30 protein-coding genes are annotated in these 18,218 nt (G+C 57.9%); 1 reads left to right on the forward strand and 29 read right to left on the reverse strand.

Annotation, left to right across the window (positions count from 1 at the left end; translation table 11 throughout):
• Position 1: 1 nt before the first annotated feature.
• The gene (locus CNQ84_RS18235) at positions 2-1,372 is read right to left on the reverse strand and encodes an MFS transporter (RefSeq protein ID WP_096006248.1); all 1,371 of its coding nucleotides are present in this window, start codon (positions 1,370-1,372) and stop codon (positions 2-4) included.
• A gap of 139 nt (positions 1,373-1,511) precedes the next feature.
• Between CNQ84_RS18235 and uvrA the strand changes: the two genes are divergently transcribed.
• Positions 1,512-4,346: an excinuclease ABC subunit UvrA gene (gene uvrA, locus CNQ84_RS18240; protein ID WP_096006249.1), complete on the forward strand. Its 2,835-nt coding sequence runs from the start codon at positions 1,512-1,514 to the stop codon at positions 4,344-4,346.
• A 116-nt stretch (positions 4,347-4,462) separates the two neighbouring features.
• On the opposite strand, the gene rplQ is transcribed toward uvrA, so the two are convergent.
• The 28 genes from rplQ to rpsJ all read right to left on the reverse strand — a co-directional run bounded on the left by rplQ (position 4,463) and on the right by rpsJ (position 18,020).
• Entirely contained in the window at positions 4,463-4,843 is a 381-nt protein-coding gene (gene rplQ, locus CNQ84_RS18245; protein WP_083728619.1) for a 50S ribosomal protein L17, read from the reverse strand.
• Between the two features lie 26 nt (positions 4,844-4,869).
• Positions 4,870-5,871, reverse strand: coding sequence for a DNA-directed RNA polymerase subunit alpha (locus CNQ84_RS18250; protein ID WP_083728620.1), 1,002 nt, complete (start codon positions 5,869-5,871; stop codon positions 4,870-4,872).
• 27 nt (positions 5,872-5,898) lie between these two features.
• Entirely contained in the window at positions 5,899-6,519 is a 621-nt protein-coding gene (rpsD, locus tag CNQ84_RS18255) for a 30S ribosomal protein S4 (RefSeq protein WP_083728621.1), read from the reverse strand.
• Between the two features lie 15 nt (positions 6,520-6,534).
• The gene (gene rpsK / locus CNQ84_RS18260; protein ID WP_083728622.1) at positions 6,535-6,924 is read right to left on the reverse strand and encodes a 30S ribosomal protein S11; all 390 of its coding nucleotides are present in this window, start codon (positions 6,922-6,924) and stop codon (positions 6,535-6,537) included.
• 20 nt (positions 6,925-6,944) lie between these two features.
• Positions 6,945-7,301 (reverse strand): 30S ribosomal protein S13, encoded by a 357-nt coding sequence (gene rpsM / locus CNQ84_RS18265; RefSeq protein ID WP_096006250.1) that lies wholly within the window; start codon positions 7,299-7,301, stop codon positions 6,945-6,947.
• A 160-nt stretch (positions 7,302-7,461) separates the two neighbouring features.
• Complete coding sequence (gene rpmJ / locus CNQ84_RS18270; protein WP_074781302.1) at positions 7,462-7,578, reverse strand: 50S ribosomal protein L36; 117 nt, start codon at positions 7,576-7,578, stop codon at positions 7,462-7,464.
• Between the two features lie 24 nt (positions 7,579-7,602).
• Complete coding sequence (gene secY / locus CNQ84_RS18275; protein ID WP_096006251.1) at positions 7,603-8,931, reverse strand: preprotein translocase subunit SecY; 1,329 nt, start codon at positions 8,929-8,931, stop codon at positions 7,603-7,605.
• Positions 8,932-9,366, reverse strand: coding sequence for a 50S ribosomal protein L15 (gene rplO / locus CNQ84_RS18280; RefSeq protein WP_083728625.1), 435 nt, complete (start codon positions 9,364-9,366; stop codon positions 8,932-8,934).
• 3 nt (positions 9,367-9,369) lie between these two features.
• A complete protein-coding gene (gene rpmD / locus CNQ84_RS18285) occupies positions 9,370-9,552 on the reverse strand; it encodes a 50S ribosomal protein L30 (protein ID WP_065335992.1) in 183 nt (60 codons plus the stop codon).
• A 6-nt stretch (positions 9,553-9,558) separates the two neighbouring features.
• The gene (rpsE, locus tag CNQ84_RS18290) at positions 9,559-10,062 is read right to left on the reverse strand and encodes a 30S ribosomal protein S5 (RefSeq protein ID WP_083728626.1); all 504 of its coding nucleotides are present in this window, start codon (positions 10,060-10,062) and stop codon (positions 9,559-9,561) included.
• 10 nt (positions 10,063-10,072) lie between these two features.
• Complete coding sequence (gene rplR / locus CNQ84_RS18295; RefSeq protein ID WP_083728627.1) at positions 10,073-10,423, reverse strand: 50S ribosomal protein L18; 351 nt, start codon at positions 10,421-10,423, stop codon at positions 10,073-10,075.
• Positions 10,424-10,433: 10 nt separating this feature from the next.
• On the reverse strand, positions 10,434-10,964 hold the full coding sequence (rplF, locus tag CNQ84_RS18300) for a 50S ribosomal protein L6 (protein ID WP_096006252.1): 531 nt from the start codon (positions 10,962-10,964) through the stop codon (positions 10,434-10,436).
• Between the two features lie 13 nt (positions 10,965-10,977).
• A complete protein-coding gene (rpsH, locus tag CNQ84_RS18305) occupies positions 10,978-11,370 on the reverse strand; it encodes a 30S ribosomal protein S8 (protein ID WP_083728629.1) in 393 nt (130 codons plus the stop codon).
• A 39-nt stretch (positions 11,371-11,409) separates the two neighbouring features.
• Positions 11,410-11,715: a 30S ribosomal protein S14 gene (gene rpsN, locus CNQ84_RS18310; protein WP_083728630.1), complete on the reverse strand. Its 306-nt coding sequence runs from the start codon at positions 11,713-11,715 to the stop codon at positions 11,410-11,412.
• 11 nt (positions 11,716-11,726) lie between these two features.
• Complete coding sequence (gene rplE / locus CNQ84_RS18315; RefSeq protein ID WP_083728631.1) at positions 11,727-12,266, reverse strand: 50S ribosomal protein L5; 540 nt, start codon at positions 12,264-12,266, stop codon at positions 11,727-11,729.
• Between the two features lie 17 nt (positions 12,267-12,283).
• Positions 12,284-12,598 carry a 50S ribosomal protein L24 gene (rplX, locus tag CNQ84_RS18320; RefSeq protein WP_088277355.1) on the reverse strand — a complete coding sequence of 105 codons (315 nt, stop codon included), beginning with the start codon at positions 12,596-12,598 and terminating at the stop codon, positions 12,284-12,286.
• A gap of 11 nt (positions 12,599-12,609) precedes the next feature.
• Positions 12,610-12,978: a 50S ribosomal protein L14 gene (rplN, locus tag CNQ84_RS18325; protein ID WP_088277353.1), complete on the reverse strand. Its 369-nt coding sequence runs from the start codon at positions 12,976-12,978 to the stop codon at positions 12,610-12,612.
• 42 nt (positions 12,979-13,020) lie between these two features.
• Entirely contained in the window at positions 13,021-13,284 is a 264-nt protein-coding gene (rpsQ, locus tag CNQ84_RS18330) for a 30S ribosomal protein S17 (protein WP_096006253.1), read from the reverse strand.
• A 2-nt stretch (positions 13,285-13,286) separates the two neighbouring features.
• Complete coding sequence (gene rpmC / locus CNQ84_RS18335; protein WP_083728635.1) at positions 13,287-13,478, reverse strand: 50S ribosomal protein L29; 192 nt, start codon at positions 13,476-13,478, stop codon at positions 13,287-13,289.
• Positions 13,478-13,891, reverse strand: a complete 414-nt coding sequence (gene rplP / locus CNQ84_RS18340) for a 50S ribosomal protein L16 (RefSeq protein ID WP_083728636.1) — start codon at positions 13,889-13,891, stop codon at positions 13,478-13,480. Before rplP ends, rpmC begins: the two co-directional genes overlap by 1 nt.
• An 11-nt stretch (positions 13,892-13,902) precedes the next feature.
• On the reverse strand, positions 13,903-14,583 hold the full coding sequence (gene rpsC / locus CNQ84_RS18345; RefSeq protein ID WP_096006254.1) for a 30S ribosomal protein S3: 681 nt from the start codon (positions 14,581-14,583) through the stop codon (positions 13,903-13,905).
• A gap of 11 nt (positions 14,584-14,594) precedes the next feature.
• On the reverse strand, positions 14,595-14,927 hold the full coding sequence (gene rplV / locus CNQ84_RS18350; RefSeq protein ID WP_065335991.1) for a 50S ribosomal protein L22: 333 nt from the start codon (positions 14,925-14,927) through the stop codon (positions 14,595-14,597).
• A gap of 11 nt (positions 14,928-14,938) precedes the next feature.
• Positions 14,939-15,214, reverse strand: a complete 276-nt coding sequence (gene rpsS, locus CNQ84_RS18355) for a 30S ribosomal protein S19 (protein WP_083728638.1) — start codon at positions 15,212-15,214, stop codon at positions 14,939-14,941.
• A gap of 17 nt (positions 15,215-15,231) precedes the next feature.
• Positions 15,232-16,056 (reverse strand): 50S ribosomal protein L2, encoded by an 825-nt coding sequence (gene rplB / locus CNQ84_RS18360; RefSeq protein ID WP_083728639.1) that lies wholly within the window; start codon positions 16,054-16,056, stop codon positions 15,232-15,234.
• A 14-nt stretch (positions 16,057-16,070) separates the two neighbouring features.
• Positions 16,071-16,367 (reverse strand): 50S ribosomal protein L23, encoded by a 297-nt coding sequence (gene rplW / locus CNQ84_RS18365; protein WP_083728640.1) that lies wholly within the window; start codon positions 16,365-16,367, stop codon positions 16,071-16,073.
• Positions 16,364-16,966, reverse strand: coding sequence for a 50S ribosomal protein L4 (rplD, locus tag CNQ84_RS18370; protein WP_096006255.1), 603 nt, complete (start codon positions 16,964-16,966; stop codon positions 16,364-16,366). Before rplD ends, rplW begins: the two co-directional genes overlap by 4 nt.
• A 12-nt stretch (positions 16,967-16,978) precedes the next feature.
• Positions 16,979-17,617 carry a 50S ribosomal protein L3 gene (rplC, locus tag CNQ84_RS18375; protein WP_083728642.1) on the reverse strand — a complete coding sequence of 213 codons (639 nt, stop codon included), beginning with the start codon at positions 17,615-17,617 and terminating at the stop codon, positions 16,979-16,981.
• A 91-nt stretch (positions 17,618-17,708) separates the two neighbouring features.
• Positions 17,709-18,020, reverse strand: coding sequence for a 30S ribosomal protein S10 (gene rpsJ / locus CNQ84_RS18380; RefSeq protein ID WP_044501102.1), 312 nt, complete (start codon positions 18,018-18,020; stop codon positions 17,709-17,711).
• Between the last annotated feature and the right edge of the window lie 198 nt (positions 18,021-18,218).

The following is an 18,218-nucleotide window of genomic DNA, read 5'->3' on the forward strand; positions in this document are numbered from 1 at the left end:
ATCAAACGGGTGCTGCGACCCGGTTAAGTGCCTCACGATCCAATATCTTAGCGTCCACTTTCAAGTAGGCTGCTGCCTCCTCGGCAACAATCACGACTTCGGTCACACCTGCAACGGCCTGCAGGCGGGTGGCCAGCGCGGCATCGTCAAGACAGGCGGGGGACAACGCCAGGCGATAACTGGTCACATAAGGCGGTTCGCGCATGGTACCACCAATGACCAGCCACGACAGCGCCAGCAGCGCGCAACCGACGAAGACGCCGCTCAGTCCGAACTGCGCAAACAGCCAGCCGCCGAACATGCCGCCCAGCGCCGCGCCGGCAAACTGGCTGGTCGAATAAACCCCCATCGCCGTGCCCTTGCCGCCAGCCGGCGCAATCTTGCTAAGCAGCGACGGCAGGGTCGCTTCCAGCAAGTTGAAACCGACAAAGAATAGAATAATCGCCGCCACCAGCCAGGGCAGACTGTGCTGGCTCAACCAGAACAGCGGCTGTACCAGGGCGAGCACCGCCACCGCACCGAGCATCACGCGCTTCATTTGCCGTTGCCGCTCGGCATAAATGATAAAGGGCACCATGCCGAAGAACGACAGCAGCAGCGCGGCCAGATAGACCCACCAGTGCTCTTCCTTGGCCAGCCCCGCCTGCTGTTGCAGAGCCAGCGGGATGGCCAGAAAGGTCGCCATCAGGATGGCGTGCAGACAGGCAATACCGTAATTCAGCCGCAGCAGTTGCCCATTGGCCAGCGCAGGCCACAATGCGCCCCGCACAACCCCAGCGTCGCGGTGCGGTTGCGTATGACGAGGCGTGGGCACCGCCAATATCACCAGTACGATACCGACCAGCGCCAGAGCAGAGGTGGACAGAAAGACGCCACTGAGCCCCGCCACCCGTGCGACCACCGGCCCGGCGACCATGGCCACGGCAAAGGCCAGACCAATGCTCATGCCGATCATCGCCATTGCCTTGGTGCGATGCTGCTCTCTCGTGGAGTCGGCCACCAGCGCCATCACTGCGGCGGCAATCGCGCCGGCGCCCTGCAGCACGCGCCCGGCGATCACCTGGGTGATGCTGTCGGCTCCCGCCGCAACCAGTCCGCCAGCGGCAAACAGCAGTAGACCAAAGACAATCACCGGCTTGCGCCCAACGCGGTCCGAGAGCATGCCGAAGGGAATCTGCAGAAACGCCTGAGTCAACCCGTAGGCGCCAATCGCCATACCAATCAGAAAGGGTGTGGCGCCCTGCAGCTGCTGCCCCCAGGTCGCCAGTACCGGCAACACCATGAACAGGCCAAGCATACGGAAGGCAAAGACCAGTGCCAGCGAAACGGAAGCGCGGCGTTCCTGGGGGCTCATGGAGTCAACCTGATGCATGACAGCTCCGGGTAAAAGCGCGGATATTACCATGCCTGCCCCCATCTCGGGACGCACACCGCCCGGTTGCGCCACTTTGCCGCCGGACCGGCGCAACACGTATACTTGTCTGCTTTGTCGGCCGCGAGGTGAGAGTACTGTGGATACCATCCAGATACGGGGTGCACGCACGCACAACCTGAAGAACGTCGACCTTGATCTGCCACGCGACAAGCTGATCGTGATCACCGGACTGTCCGGCTCAGGCAAGTCGTCACTGGCGTTCGACACCCTCTACGCAGAGGGTCAACGCCGCTACGTCGAATCACTGTCCGCCTACGCGCGGCAGTTTCTATCGATGATGGAAAAGCCCGATGTCGACCATATCGAAGGGTTGTCCCCGGCGATCTCCATCGAGCAGAAGTCAACGTCGCACAACCCGCGTTCCACCGTCGGCACCATCACTGAGATTTACGACTACCTGCGTCTGCTGTTCGCCCGCGTCGGCACCCCCATGTGCCCAGACCACAACCTGCCGCTGGCGGCACAGACCATCAGCCAGATGGTCGACCAGGTTTTGGCGATGCCCGAGGGCAGCAAGCTGATGCTGCTGGCACCGGTGCTACGCGAACGCAAGGGCGAGCACCTGGCACTGATCGACGAACTGCGCGCGCAGGGCTTCGTCCGCGCACGCATCGACGGCCGCATCCATGATCTGGATGAAGCACCGGCGCTGGACAAAAAGCGCAAGCACACCATCGAAGTGGTGGTTGACCGCTTCAAGGTGCGCGCCGACCTGCAGCAGCGGCTGGCCGAGTCCTTCGAAACCGCCATCGGCCTTGCCGACGGCATCGCCATTATCGCGCCGATGGATGGCGAAGACGGCGAAGAAGTCACCTTCAGCGCCCGCTTCGCCTGCCCCGAGTGCGGGCATTCGATCAGCGAGCTGGAACCGCGGCTGTTCTCCTTCAACAACCCCGCGGGTGCCTGCCCCACCTGTGACGGCCTGGGCGTAAAGCAGTTCTTCGATGCCCGGCGTCTGGTCAACGGCGAGCTGACGCTGGCCGAGGGCGCCATTCGCGGTTGGGACAGACGCAACGTCTATTACTTCCAGATGCTCAGCTCGCTAGCCGAGCACTACGGCATCGACCTGGACATGCCCTTCGACCAGATACCGGACGAGCACCGCAAGCTGATCCTGCAAGGCACCGGCAATGACAAGGTTCCCTTCCGCTACCTCAACGACCGCGGCGATGTAGTCCAGCGCGAGCACCCGTTCGAGGGCATCGTGCCCAACCTGGAGCGGCGTTACCGGGAAACCGAATCCCAAAGCGTGCGCGAAGAACTGGCCAAGTACCTGAGCACCCAGCCCTGTCCGGACTGTCACGGCACCCGACTGCGCCGCGAAGCACGCCACGTCATGATCGACAATCGCAACCTGCCGGGCCTGACTACCTTGCCCGTCGGCGCGGCCGCAGCGTACTTCGAACACCTCACCCTGGAAGGCAGCCGCGGCGAAATCGCCGAGAAGATCCTCAAGGAAATCCGGGCACGCCTGATGTTCCTGGTCAACGTCGGCCTCGACTATCTGACCCTGGATCGCAGCGCCGACACCCTGTCCGGCGGCGAGGCTCAGCGCATTCGCCTGGCCAGCCAGATCGGCGCGGGACTGGTCGGCGTCATGTACATCCTCGACGAGCCGTCCATCGGCCTGCACCAGCGCGATAACGAGCGCCTGCTCGCGACGCTGGTTCATTTGCGCGACCTCGGTAACACCGTGATTGTGGTAGAGCATGACGAGGACGCTATTCGGCTGGCCGATTACGTCGTCGACATCGGCCCCGGCGCCGGCGTACACGGTGGCCGGGTTGTATCCCACGGCACGGCGCAGCAGGTGATGGACGACCCCGCCTCGCTGACCGGCAAATACCTGTCCGGCAAGGTAAAAATCGCCGTACCCGCCGAGCGCACACCACTGCGCAAGAACGAGTGGCTGCGCCTCAAGGGCGCCTGCGGAAACAATCTGCAGAAGGTAAACCTGGAGATTCCGGTCGGACTGCTGACCTGCGTTACCGGCGTATCAGGGTCGGGCAAGTCGACGCTGATCAACAACACCCTGTTCCCGATCACCGCCACCGCACTGAACGGCGCCACTACGCTGGAAACGGCGCCTTACGGCAGCTTTGACGGCCTGCAGCACCTGGACAAGGTGGTCGACATCGACCAGAGCCCGATCGGCCGTACCCCGCGCTCCAACCCGGCCACCTACACCGGCTTGTTCACTCCAATTCGCGAACTGTTCGCCGGCACGCAGGAAGCCCGCTCACGCGGCTACAAGGCAGGCCGCTTCTCTTTCAACGTTAAGGGCGGACGGTGCGAAGCCTGCCAGGGCGACGGCCTGATCAAGGTGGAGATGCACTTCCTGCCAGACATTTACGTGCCTTGCGATGTCTGCAAGAGCAAGCGTTACAACCGCGAGACGCTGGAGATCAAGTACAAGGGCAAGAACATCCACGAAGTGCTGGAGATGACCATCGAGGAAGCCCGTGACTTTTTTGATGCGGTCCCGGCGCTCGCTCGCAAGCTGCAGACCCTGATGGATGTCGGCCTGTCGTATATCCGCCTGGGACAGTCAGCAACCACGCTGTCTGGCGGTGAAGCCCAGCGCGTGAAGCTGGCCCGCGAGCTCTCCAAGCGCGACACCGGCAAGACCCTCTACATTCTCGATGAGCCGACTACCGGCTTGCACTTCGCGGATATCCAGCAGCTACTGGATGTGCTGCACCGCCTGCGTGACCACGGCAACACCGTCGTGGTGATCGAGCACAACCTAGACGTCATCAAGACTGCAGACTGGATTGTCGACCTCGGCCCAGAGGGCGGCTCTGGTGGTGGTCAGATCATCGCCGCCGGTACGCCGGAGCAGATCGCGGCCGAGGCAGCCTCTCACACCGGGCGCTTTCTTGGCCCGCTGCTAGAGCGCGACCGCGACTGATCTCGAATAGAGGAGCCGCCCCGCGGCGGCTCCTCACTTCATTCGGCACATCCAGCACCAAATCGCAGACACAAAAAAACCGGCCTAAGCCGGTTTTCTTGTCGTGCCTGACTAACTTACTCGTCAGCTGCAGCCGCTTCAGGGCGGTCAACCAGCTCAACGTAAGCCATCGGGGCAGCATCGCCAGCGCGGAAACCGCACTTCAGAATGCGCACATAGCCACCCGGACGGGTTGCATAGCGCTTGCCCAGGTCGTTGAACAGTTTGCCGACCGCAGCTTTGCTACGAGTACGGTCAAACGCCAGACGACGGTTGGCTACGGTGTCTTCCTTGGCCAGGGTGATCAGCGGCTCGGCGACGCGACGCAGTTCCTTGGCTTTCGGCAGAGTAGTTTTGATCAGTTCGTTTTCGAACAGCGACACTGCCATGTTCTGGAACATGGCCTTGCGGTGTGCGCTGGTGCGACTCAGGTGACGACCACTTTTACGATGACGCATCTCTCAATTCCTCGGTGTCAAGACGATCAGGCCGAAACCTTGTCGTCCTTCTTCAAGCTTGCAGGCGGCCAGTTGTCCAGACGCATACCCAGAGACAGACCACGCGAAGCCAGAACGTCCTTGATCTCGGTCAGGGACTTCTTACCCAGGTTCGGGGTCTTCAGCAGCTCTACTTCGGTACGCTGGATCAGATCGCCAATGTAGTAAATATTTTCAGCCTTCAAGCAGTTGGCCGAACGGACAGTCAGCTCAAGGTCGTCCACCGGACGCAGCAGAATCGGATCGATCTCGTCTTCCTGCTGCTCGACAACCGGCTCCTGGTCACCCTTCAGATCAACGAAAGCGGCCAGCTGCTGCTGCAGAATAGTTGCAGCGCGGCGAATAGCTTCTTCCGGATCCAGAGTACCGTTGGTCTCCAGGTCGATAACCAGTTTGTCCAGGTTGGTACGCTGCTCGACCCGCGCACTTTCCACCACGTAAGCCACACGGCGAACAGGAGTGTAAGTGGCGTCCAGCTGCAGACGGCCAATGGAGCGCGTTTCGTCCTCATCGGACTGACGCGCGTCGGCCGGCTCATAACCGCGGCCACGGGCCACGGTCAGCTTCATGGTCAGCTCGCCGTTGTCGGACAGCGTGGCAATCACGTGGTCCGGATTAACGATTTCGACTTCGTGGTCGAGCTGAATGTCGGCAGCGGTGACAACGCCCGGGCCTTTCTTGGAAAGGTTCAGGGTTACCTGGTCGCGACCGTGCATGTTGATCGCCAACCCTTTCAGGTTGAGCAGGATCTCGATGACATCTTCCTGGACGCCTTCGATAGCGCTGTACTCGTGCAAAACGCCATCGATTTCGGCCTCTACCACGGCGCAGCCGGGCATGGACGAGAGCAGAATGCGACGCAGCGCATTGCCCAGGGTATGACCGAAACCACGCTCCAGCGGCTCAAGAGTGATCTTGGCGCGCGTGGGCGAAGTTTCCTGTACGTCGATATGACGCGGAGTTAGAAACTCGGTAACCGAACTCTGCATGTGGGGCACCTTTATGCTGTCTGTCGCTTACTTGGAGTACAGCTCGACGATCAGGTTTTCGTTGATGTCGGCATACAGATCGCTGCGAGCGGGGATGCTCTTGAAAACGCCTTCTTTCTTGGCGCTATCAACTTCAACCCACTCTGCACCGCCACGCTGAGCAGCCTGTTCCAGAGCGCTGTTGATGCGCAGCTGGTTCTTGGCTTTCTCGCGAACAGCGACCACGTCGCCCGGGGCTACCGAGTAAGACGCAATGTTGACGGTCTTGCCGTTGACGCTGATCGACTTGTGCGACACCAGCTGACGTGCTTCAGCGCGAGTAGCACCAAAGCCCATGCGATAAACGACGTTGTCCAGACGACGCTCCAGCAGTTGCAGCAGGTTCTCACCGGTAGCACCCTTCAGACGGGCAGCTTCCTTGTAGTAGTTGCTGAACTGACGCTCGAGAACGCCATACATACGACGGACCTTCTGCTTTTCACGCAGCTGAGTACCGTATTCTGAAAGACGACCACGGCGTTGGCCGTGAACACCCGGAGGAGTTTCCAGTTTGCACTTGGAGTCGAGAGCGCGCACGCCGCTTTTCAGGAACAGGTCAGTACCTTCGCGACGAGACAGCTTGCACTTGGGACCAATATAACGAGCCATTTTACCGTCTCCTGATTAAACGCGACGCTTCTTGGGCGGGCGGCAGCCGTTGTGGGGAATGGGGGTGACGTCGGTGATGCTGCTGATCTTGTAACCACAAGAATTCAGCGCACGCACGGCAGACTCACGACCCGGGCCGGGGCCTTTGACGCACACGTCCAGGTTCTTCAGGCCATACTCGAGAGCAGCCTGACCGGCACGCTCGGCCGCTACCTGGGCAGCGAACGGGGTGCTTTTGCGCGAACCACGGAAGCCGGAACCACCGGAGGTAGCCCAGCTCAGGGCGTTGCCCTGACGGTCGGTAATGGTGATGATGGTGTTGTTGAAAGACGCGTGGATGTGGGCAACCCCATCAACGACTGTCTTTTTTACTTTTTTACGTACACGAGCAGCTGGCTTAGCCATATCTGTAGATTCCCTCGCAATTACTTACGGATCGGCTTGCGCGGACCCTTACGGGTACGAGCATTGGTCTTGGTGCGCTGACCGTGAACCGGGAGACCCCGACGGTGACGCAGGCCACGATAGCAGCCGAGATCCATGAGGCGCTTGACGTTCATATTGATCGCGCGGCGCAGGTCACCTTCGGTCGTGCTCTTGGCAACTTCATTGCGCAGGGTATCAATCTGCTCTTCGCTCAGATCCTTGATTTTGACACTGGGCGCAATGCCAGTGGCGGCACAGATCTGCTGTGCCTTGGTCTGACCAATACCAAAAATATAGGTCAGAGAGATAACAGTGTGCTTGTTATCCGGGATGTTGACGCCTGCAATACGGGCCATCCAATTTACTCCGTCTGACAGCTACCTGACTCAACCCAAAGAGGTTGCTCGAAAAAGGGTGCAGTAGGGTAGCGCTAACAAAAACAAAATTCAACCACCTGACCAAAATATGGCCAGGTGGCGGTTATCCTGAGACGTAGTCTTAATTCAGAACCGGGGATTAACCCTGGCGCTGCTTATGACGAGGCTCAGCACTGCAGATTACGCGCACGCTACCATTGCGACGGATAACCTTGCAGTTACGGCAAAGCTTCTTGACTGATGCTGCAACTTTCATAGCCGACTCCTATAACCCGAATACTCAGCGGAGCATGCCGCTGCCGTAACCCTTCAGGTTAGATTTCTTCAAAAGAGACTCGTACTGCTGAGAAACGAGGTGCGATTGTACTTGTGACATGAAGTCCATAACAACCACTACAACGATCAGCAGCGAAGTCCCACCCAGATAGAAGGGCACATTCGCCGATACCACCAGGAACTGCGGCAGCAAGCAGACCGCGGTCATGTACAGGGCACCGAACAGGGTGAGACGGGTCAGCACGCTATCGATGTAGCGAGCCGATTGCTCACCGGGACGAATCCCCGGAATGAACGCACCGGACTTCTTGAGGTTTTCCGCAACATCCTTCGGATTGAACATCAAGGCTGTGTAGAAGAAGCAGAAGAAAATGATCCCTGCACTAAACAGAATGATGTTCAGCGGCTTACCCGGCCCAATTGCCTGCGCGAAGGTTTGCAGCCACTCCATGTTGTCACCCTGGGCGAACCAGGTACCCAGCGAAGCCGGGAACAACAGGATACTGCTGGCGAAGATGGCCGGGATCACACCCGCCATGTTGACCTTGAGGGGCAAATGGCTGGTCTGCGCGGCAAACACCTTGCGACCTTGTTGACGCTTGGCATAGTTGACCGTGATTCTGCGCTGGCCACGCTCGACAAACACCACGAACGCGATCATGGCGATGGCAACCAAGCCAACACCGATTAACGCAAAAATATTGATGGTACCCAAACGGGCACCCTCGAAGGACTGACCAATGGCTGCCGGCAGACCGGCAACAATGCCGGCGAAGATCAGCATCGAGATACCGTTTCCGACACCTCGTTCGGTGATCTGCTCACCGAGCCACATCATGAACATCGCCCCGGCAACAAAGGTTGTAACCGCTACAAAGTAGAAGCTGAACCCGGTGCTGAAGGCCACACCCTGACTAGCCAGACCAACGGACATACCGATGGCTTGAATAAACGCCAGCACCAGCGTCAGGTAACGCGTGTACTGACTGATTTTCCGGCGACCGGACTCCCCTTCCTTCTTCAACTGCTCCAGCGACGGCGTAACGGCCGTCATCAGCTGCATGATGATGGATGCAGAGATGTACGGCATGATGCCCAGAGCGAAGATACTCATCCGCTCCAGAGCACCGCCGGAGAACATGTTGAACAAGCTAAGGATCGTCTCTGAATTCTGATTGAACAGATCGGCCAGACGATCAGGGTTTATCCCGGGAACCGGAATATGCGCCCCGATACGGTAAACGATGATCGCGAGGAACAGAAAGCGCAGGCGCCCCCAGAGTTCACTCAAGCCACCTTGATTCATTCCAGAAAGAGCGCCTTGCTTAGCCATTTAGTCCTCGATCTTGCCACCAGCTGCTTCGATCGCTGCACGTGCACCTTTGGTCACGGCCAGGCCTTTGACGGTAACCGCTTTGGTTACGTCGCCGGACAGGACGATCTTCGCACGTACAAACTTGTTGCCAATGATATTGGCATCTTTCAGCGCCTGCAGGTCAACGACCTCAGCGTCAACTGCGTTCAGTTCGCTGGTGCGAATTTCAGCAGTGACCATAGCCAGTTTGGAAGTAAAACCAAACTTCGGCAGACGACGGTGCAGCGGCTGCTGACCACCCTCGAAACCGGGGGCAACGGTGCCACCGGAACGAGAGGTCAAACCTTTGTGACCGCGGCCAGCGGTCTTACCCAGACCGCTACCGATACCACGACCGACGCGCAGCTTTTCACGGCGTGCACCCGGCGCGGAACGCAGATCATTCAGCTTCATGTCTTATTCCTCTACCCGAACCATGTAGGAGACCTTGTTGATCATCCCACGCACAGACGGAGTGTCTTCGACTTCAACGGTGTGACCGATGCGACGCAAGCCCAGGCCTTTAACACAAGCCTGGTGCTTCGGCAGACGACCAGCGACACTCTTGAACAGAGTCACCTTGATTTTTTCGTTTGCCATGTCCACTTACCCCGTGATGTCTTCAACGGTCTTGCCGCGCTTGGCCGCTACAGACTCGGGAGACTGCATCGACTTCAGGCCCTTGTAGGTAGCCTGAACGACGTTAACCGGATTGGTGGAACCGTAACATTTGGCCAGTACGTTGTGTACGCCAGCGGCTTCGAGAACGGCGCGCATTGCACCGCCTGCGATGACACCGGTACCTTCGGAGGCCGGCTGCATGAACACCTTGGACGCACCGTGAGCGGCGCGAACAGGGTACTGCAGAGTGGTTCCGTCCAGGTCAACCTGAATCATGTTACGACGTGCAGCTTCCATAGCCTTCTGGATGGCGGCAGGCACTTCACGTGCCTTGCCGCGACCGAAGCCCACACGACCTTTGCCATCACCGACAACAGTCAGTGCGGTGAAAGCGAAGATGCGGCCGCCCTTAACTACTTTGGCAACGCGGTTAACCTGGACCAGCTTCTCGATGTAACCTTCGTCGCGCTTTTGATCGAAATTAGCCATAACTCTACCCTTAGAATTCCAGCCCGCCTTCACGAGCGGCGTCGGCCAGCGCTTTTACGCGACCATGGTACTTGAAGCCGGAACGGTCGAAGGCGACCTGAGTTACACCGGCGGCCTTGGCACGCTCTGCGACCAGCTGGCCAACTTTCTTGGCTGCTTCGATGTTGCTGGTGGAACCAGCGCGCAGCTCGGAGTCCAGAGTGGAGGCGCTAGCCAGCACTTTGGCGCCATCTGCCGAGATGACTTGTGCGTACATGTGCTGCGAAGAGCGGTGCACGCACAGACGAACGGCTTCCAGATCGCGCAACTTCAGGCGCGTACGGCGAGCTCGACGGAGACGAATAACTTTTTTATCGCTCATTTGCTATGCCCTACTTCTTCTTGGCTTCTTTACGACGCACTACCTCATCGGCGTAGCGTACACCCTTGCCCTTATAGGGCTCCGGACGACGGAAATCACGAATTTCCGCAGCTACCTGGCCGACCAGTTGCTTGTCGATGCCTTTGATAATGATGTCAGTCTGGCTGGGGGTTTCAGCGGAAACGCCCTCAGGCAGCTGATAGTCGATCGGGTGGGAGTAGCCCAGCGCCAGGTTCAGAACCTGACCTTTCGCCTGAGCCTTGTAACCTACGCCAACCAGCTGGAGCTTGCGCTCGAAGCCTTGGCTAACGCCGATGACCATGTTGTTGACCAGAGCGCGGGTAGTACCGGCCATGGCCATGTTCGGGCTGCCGGCACGGGCTGCAAAACGCAGCTCGCCGTCTTCCTGAACAACCTCAACAGTCGGATGCAGGCTCAGTTCCAGGGTACCTTTGGCGCCCTTGACCGACAGTGCCTGACCGTCCAGTTTGATTTCTACACCCTGCGGCAGCTTGACAGGGTTCTTCGCGACGCGAGACATCGTTAACCCCCTATCAGAATACGGTGCAGAGAACTTCGCCGCCGATACCGGCAGCGCGAGCAGCGCGATCAGTCATCACACCTTTGTTGGTGGAGACGATAGAAACGCCCAGACCGCCTTTAACCTTCGGCAGTTGCTCAACGGACTTGTACTGGCGCAGACCGGGACGGCTCACGCGCTTCAGCTCTTCGATAACCGGCTTGCCTTCGAAGTACTTCAGTTCGATAGACAGGGTCGGCTTAACGTCGCCAACCACTTCGTAACCGGCAACGTAACCTTCTTCCTTAAGTACCTTGGCGACAGCCACCTTCAGCTTTGCCGAGGGCATGCTGACGCTGGACTTTTCAGCCATCTGGGCATTACGGATACGGGTCAGCATATCTGCCAACGGGTCCTGCATACTCATGGGCTATGTGCTCCTGAAACTGAGTAATAAAAGTCTGGATTACCAGCTGGCTTTGACCAGACCAGGCACGTCACCGCGCATGGCTGCTTCACGCAGCTTGATGCGGCTCAGACCAAACTTGCGGTATACGCCGTGCGGACGACCAGTGACGCGGCAGCGGTTACGCTGACGGACCGGGCTGGAGTCGCGCGGCAGTTTTTGCAGGGCTACCTGAGCAGCCCAGCGATCTTCTACAGAGGCGTTCACGTCACCAATGGTCGCTTTCAGAGCTGCACGCTTGGCAGCAAATTTGGCGACCAGGCGAGCACGCTTGGCCTCACGGTTTTTCATACTGACTTTTGCCATTGTCCTGACTCCTAGTTACGGAACGGGAAGTTGAAGGCGCGCAGCAGCGCACGACCTTCGTCGTCGGTCCGCGCAGTAGTAGTCAGGGTGATGTCCAGACCACGCAGAGCATCGATCTTGTCGTAATCGATTTCCGGGAAGATGATCTGTTCTTTGACACCCATGCTGTAGTTGCCACGGCCATCAAAGGACTTGGCATTCAGACCACGGAAGTCACGAACACGCGGCAGGGAAATCGACAGCAGACGGTCGAGAAATTCGTACATCTGCTCACGACGCAGGGTGACCTTGACGCCAATCGGCCAGCCATCGCGGATCTTGAAGCCAGCGATAGACTTGCGAGCGTAGGTAACGATGCCCTTGCGGCCGGTGATCTTTTCCAGATCAGCCAGTGCGTTTTCGATGACCTTCTTGTCACCAACTGCTTCACCAAGGCCCATGTTCAGGGTGATCTTGGTGATTTTCGGCACTTCCATCACGTTCTTCAGGCCCAGTTCTTCCTGGAGCTTGGGAACGATGTTAGTGCGATAGGTTTCTTTCAATCTCGCCATGGTAAGCACCTAGATTCTCAAGCGTCGACAGCTTTTTGGGTCGACTTGAAAATACGAACCTTCTTACCGTCTTCGACTTTAAAACCGACACGGTCGGCTTTGTTAGTCTCGGGGTTGAAGATTGCCACGTTGGAGACGTGGATCGGCGCCTCCTTCTCAACAATACCGCCCTGAGCACCAGCCATCGGGTTCGGCTTGGTGTGGCGCTTGATAATGTTGACACCGGAAACCAGCAGGCGGGCATCGTCACCAACTTTCAGGACTTTGCCACGCTTGCCCTTGTCTTTACCGGCAATGACGATTACGTCGTCGTCGCGTTTGATCTTTTGCATGACCGGGCTCCTTACAGCACTTCGGGCGCGAGGGAAACGATCTTCATGAACTGCTCATTACGCAGCTCACGAGTCACCGGCCCAAAGATGCGGGTACCGATCGGCTCATTCTTGTTGTTGAGCAGAACGGCAGCGTTGCCATCGAAACGGATCAGCGAACCGTCAGTACGGCGCACGCCGTGACGGGTACGCACGATGACCGCGTTGAGCACCTGGCCTTTCTTTACTTTGCCGCGCGGAATCGCTTCCTTCACGGTCACTTTGATGATATCGCCAATGCCGGCGTAGCGGCGGTGAGAACCGCCCAGAACCTTGATACACATAACGCGACGTGCACCACTGTTGTCAGCCACATCCAGCATGGATTGAGTCTGAATCATAACTTTCTCCGACCCTTAAATAATCCGCTAAGTTGCGCGGGCTTAGACTTGCGCCGCGCGCTCGTCGATCTGAACCAGTGCCCAGCTCTTGGTTTTGGCCAAGGGACGGGTTTCACGAATGGTCACCAGATCGCCGATGCGGCATTCGTTGTTCTCGTCGTGTGCCTTGAGCTTGGTAGAGCGCTTCACGTACTTACCGTACAGAGGGTGCTTTTCCTGACGCTCGACGAGCACAGTGATGGTTTTATCCATCTTGTCACTGACAACACGGCCAGTAACGCTACGAACAGTTTTGTTCTCGGCCATGATCAGTTACCACCCTTCTGATTGAGCACAGTCTTGACGCGAGCGATGTCGCGCTTTACCTGGTTCAGCAGATGCGTTTGACCGAGCTGACCGGTTGCTTTCTGCATGCGCAGGTTGAACTGATCGCGCAGCAGGGTGAGCAGCTGTTCGTTCAGCTGCTCAGCAGATTTTTCACGAAGTTCTGTCGCTTTCATTACATCACCGTCCGCTTAACAAAGGTGGTAGCGAGAGGCAGCTTGGCTGCGGCCAGGGCGAACGCTTCGCGGGCCAGCTCTTCGGAAACACCTTCAATCTCGTAAAGGACCTTGCCCGGACGAATCTGGGCTACCCAGTACTCGACGTTACCCTTACCTTTACCCATCCGTACCTCGAGAGGCTTCTTGGAAATGGGCTTATCCGGAAACACGCGAATCCAGATTTTACCGCCACGCTTAACGTGACGAGTCAGGGCGCGACGAGCCGCTTCGATCTGACGTGCAGTCAGTCGACCGCGGCCTACGGCTTTGAGCGCGAACTCACCGAAGCTCACCTTGCTACCACGATGCGCCAGACCACGGTTGTGGCCGGTCATCTGCTTGCGGAACTTCGTACGCTTAGGTTGTAACATGTGCGTACCCCTTACTTAGCAGCTTTTTTCTTGGCCGCGACGGCTTTGGTTTCTTCCTGGAGACCACCAATGATCTCGCCTTTGAAGATCCAAACCTTCACACCGATCACACCGTAGGTGGTGTGGGCTTCAGCTGTCGCGTAGTCGATGTCGGCACGCAGGGTGTGCAGCGGCACACGGCCTTCACGATACCATTCGGTACGGGCGATCTCGGCGCCGCCAAGACGGCCGCTAACCTGGATCTTGATACCCTTGGCACCAATGCGCATGGCGTTCTGTACGGCGCGCTTCATGGCACGACGGAACATCACACGACGCTCGAGCTGCTGAGCAACGCTTTGTGCAACCAGGGCACCGTCGAGCTCCGGCTTGCGGATCTCTTCGATGTTGATGTGCACCGGCACGCCCATCTGGCTGGTCAGATCCTGACGCAGCTTCTCAACGTCCTCACCCTTCTTGCCAATCACGATGCCCGGACGAGCAGTGTGAATGGTAATGCGGGCTGTCTGCGCCGGGCGCTGGATATCAACGCGGCTGACAGAGGCGCTTTTCAGTTTGTCCTGAATGTACGCGCGTACTTTCAGGTCGGTGTTCAGATAGTCAGCGTAGTTGCGACCATCTGCGTACCACACCGAAGTGTGTTGTTTAACGATACCGAGGCGAATGCCTACCGGATGTACTTTCTGACCCATTTGATCGACTCCTACTTGTCAGCAACCTTGACCGTGATGTGGCAAGACCGCTTGATGATGCGATCAGCACGGCCTTTGGCACGCGGCATGATGCGCTTCAGGGAGCGACCTTCGTTGACAAACACGGTGGAGACCTTGAGGTCATCCACGTCTGCGCCATCGTTGTGCTCGGCGTTCGCAATAGCGGACTCGAGTACTTTCTTGATGACGGCAGCGGCCTTCTTGTTGCTGAATGCCAGCAGGTTCAGGGCCTCATCCACCTTCTTACCGCGGATCTGGTCGGCGACCAAACGCGCTTTCTGGGCAGAGAGTCGGGCGCCCTTATGAGTAGCGGCTACTTCCATCTTCTAACCCCTTAGCGCTTGGCTTTCTTGTCTGCAGCGTGACCACGGTAGGTACGCGTAGCAGAGAATTCGCCCAACTTGTGACCGACCATGTCTTCGCTAACGATAACTGGGACATGCTGGCGACCATTGTGTACAGCGATGGTCAGACCGACCATCTGCGGCAGAATCATCGAACGGCGCGACCAGGTCTTGATCGGCTTACGGTCGTTCTTTTCTACTGCCACTTCGACCTTCTTCAACAGGTGAAGATCGATAAAAGGACCTTTCTTCAGAGAACGCGGCACTGTCGTATCCCCTCTAATTACTTGCTGCGACGACGGACAATCATCTTGTCAGTGCGCTTGTTGGACCGAGTCTTGGCACCCTTAGTCGGGAAGCCCCACGGAGAAACCGGATGACGACCACCGGAGGTACGACCTTCACCACCACCATGCGGGTGATCTACCGGGTTCATGGCAACACCACGAACGGTCGGACGAACACCGCGCCAGCGTTTGGCACCGGCTTTACCCAGCGAGCGCAAGCTGTGCTCACCGTTGGACACTTCACCCAGAGTCGCGCGGCATTCGCCAAGGACTTTGCGCATTTCGCCGGAACGCAGACGAACGGTGACGTAGGCACCTTCGCGAGCAACCAGCTGGACAGCAGCGCCAGCACTGCGAGCTACCTGAGCACCTTTACCAGGCTTCAGTTCGATCGCGTGGATAGTGCTACCTACCGGGATGTTGCGCAGCGGCAGAGAGTTACCGGCCTTGATCGGCGCATCGGCACCAGAGACCAGTTGATCGCCAGCAGCAACGCCTTTCGGGGCGATGATGTAGCGACGCTCACCGTCGGCATACTTCAGCAGAGCAATATGAGCAGTACGATTCGGATCGTACTCGACGCGCTCTACAACAGCGGGGATGCCGTCCTTGTTACGACGGAAGTCCACGATGCGGTAGTGTTGCTTATGTCCGCCCCCACGATGACGCGTGGTGATGCGGCCATTGTTGTTACGACCACCAGACTTGCCTTGCTTCTCCAGCAGCGGTGCGTGCGGAGCACCTTTGTGCAGGTCAGCGTTAACGACCTTGACGACGAAGCGGCGGCCAGCGGAAGTAGGTTTACATTTAACAATTGCCATGATGTACCCCTGTCTTATTCAGCGCTGGCGAAGTCGATGTCTTGACCGGCTTCCAGGCTAACGTAGGCCTTTTTCCAGTCATTACGCTTGCCCAGGCCGCGAACGGTGCGCTTGGTCTTGCCTTTGACATTCAAAGTCGATACCGCCTTGACCTTGACGTTGAACAGCTGCTCAACGGCCTTTTTGATTTCCAGCTTGGTCGCAGTGGTATCCACTTTGAACACGAACTGGTTCTGGCCGTCGGCCAGCACGGTTGCCTTTTCGGACACATGCGGGCCAAGCAGTACCTTGAAAATGCGCTCTTGGTTCATCCCAGCATCTCCTCGAACTTCTTAACAGCAGGCACTGTGATCAGTACCTTGTCGTAAGCGATCAGGCTAACCGGGTCAGAACCTTGAACGTCGCGCACGTCGACGTGCGGCAGGTTACGCGCTGCCAGGTACAGGTTCTCATCAACGCCTTCGGTAACGATCAGCACGTTCTGCAGATCGAGTTCCTTCAACTTGCCGGCCAGAGCCTTGGTTTTCGGTGCGTCAACGGAGAAGCTCTCAACAACGACCAGACGATCCAGGCGTACCAGCTCGGACAGAATGGAACGCAGTGCGCCGCGGTACATCTTGCGGTTCAGCTTCTGCTCGTGATTTTGCGGACGGGCAGCAAAGGTAGTACCACCGGAGCGCCAGATCGGGCTGCGGATGGTGCCGGCACGGGCACGGCCGGTACCTTTCTGACGCCAGGGCTTCTTACCACCACCGGAAACGTCGGAACGGGTCTTTTGCTGCTTGGTACCCTGACGAGCACCAGCCATGTACGCGACAACGGCTTGGTGAACCAGGGTTTCGTTAAACTCGGTTGCAAAGGTCAGATCGGAAACTTCGATCGCGCTTGCACCAGCTACATTCAGATTCATGGTAACTCCCCCTTAACCCTTGGCCTTGACCGCCGGGCGAACGATAACGTCGCTACCGGTAGCGCCAGGCACGGAGCCCTTGATGAGCAGCAGGTTACGCTCAGCGTCAACGCGAACGACCTCAAGAGTCTGCACGGTTACCTGCTCGGCACCCATGTGACCAGACATCTTCTTGCCCTTGAATACACGGCCAGGGGTCTGACACTGACCGATGGAACCGGGTACACGGTGGGAAATAGAGTTACCGTGGGTAGCGTCCTGGCCGCGGAAATTCCAGCGCTTGATGGTACCGGCAAAGCCTTTACCCTTGGACTGACCAGTTACATCCACCTTCTGACCTGCTTCAAACAGGCCAACAGTCAGCTCGGAGCCAGTTTCGTACTGGGAGCTGTCTTCCAGGCGGAACTCGAGCACCTGGCGACCGGCAGCCGCATTGGCTTTGGCAAAATGCCCAGCCATCGGCTTGGTCACGCGATTGGCACGACGCTCACCCACAGTCACCTGAATGGCTTGATAGCCATCGGCTTCCAGGGTCTTAACCTGAGTAACGCGGTTCGGTTCTACTTCTACAACCGTAACCGGAATAGATACACCATCTTCAGTGAAAACGCGGGTCATACCGCATTTCCGGCCGACTAAACCAATAGTCATTTTGTAAACCTCATGAGTGCACGGGGCTATTACCCGCTATGGCCGCCCAACACAGGGCGTTACACGACCTTTAGCCCCCGTTGTGGGGCTATCAGCCGAGGCTGATCTGAACCTCTACACCTGCAGCCAGGTCCAGCTTCATCAGCGCATCAACAGTTTTGTCGGTGGGCTGAACGATATCCAGCACCCGCTTATGGGTACGGATTTCATACTGATCGCGCGCGTCTTTGTTGACGTGCGGCGAAATCAGAACAGTAAAACGCTCTTTACGAGTCGGCAAAGGGATCGGACCACGCACCTGAGCCCCAGTACGTTTCGCGGTATCCACGATTTCCTGGGTAGATTGATCGATCAGGCGATGGTCAAAAGCTTTCAACCGAATACGGATCTGTTGGTTCTGCATTTGACCAGAAACTCCAAGCAACTGATTTCAGGCGCAGCCGGTCAACGGATGCACCCGTCCAAGGGAGGCGCAATTCTACTGATGCGTCCCATCACTGTCAACCAAAAGAAAAGCCCCCGCAATGCGAGGGCTTTTCCCTTGTACAACTCAGATCATCACTCGATGATCTTGGCTACCACACCGGCGCCAACGGTACGA

The organism is Pseudomonas abyssi (assembly GCF_002307495.1).
Classification (GTDB): domain Bacteria; phylum Pseudomonadota; class Gammaproteobacteria; order Pseudomonadales; family Pseudomonadaceae; genus Halopseudomonas; species Halopseudomonas abyssi.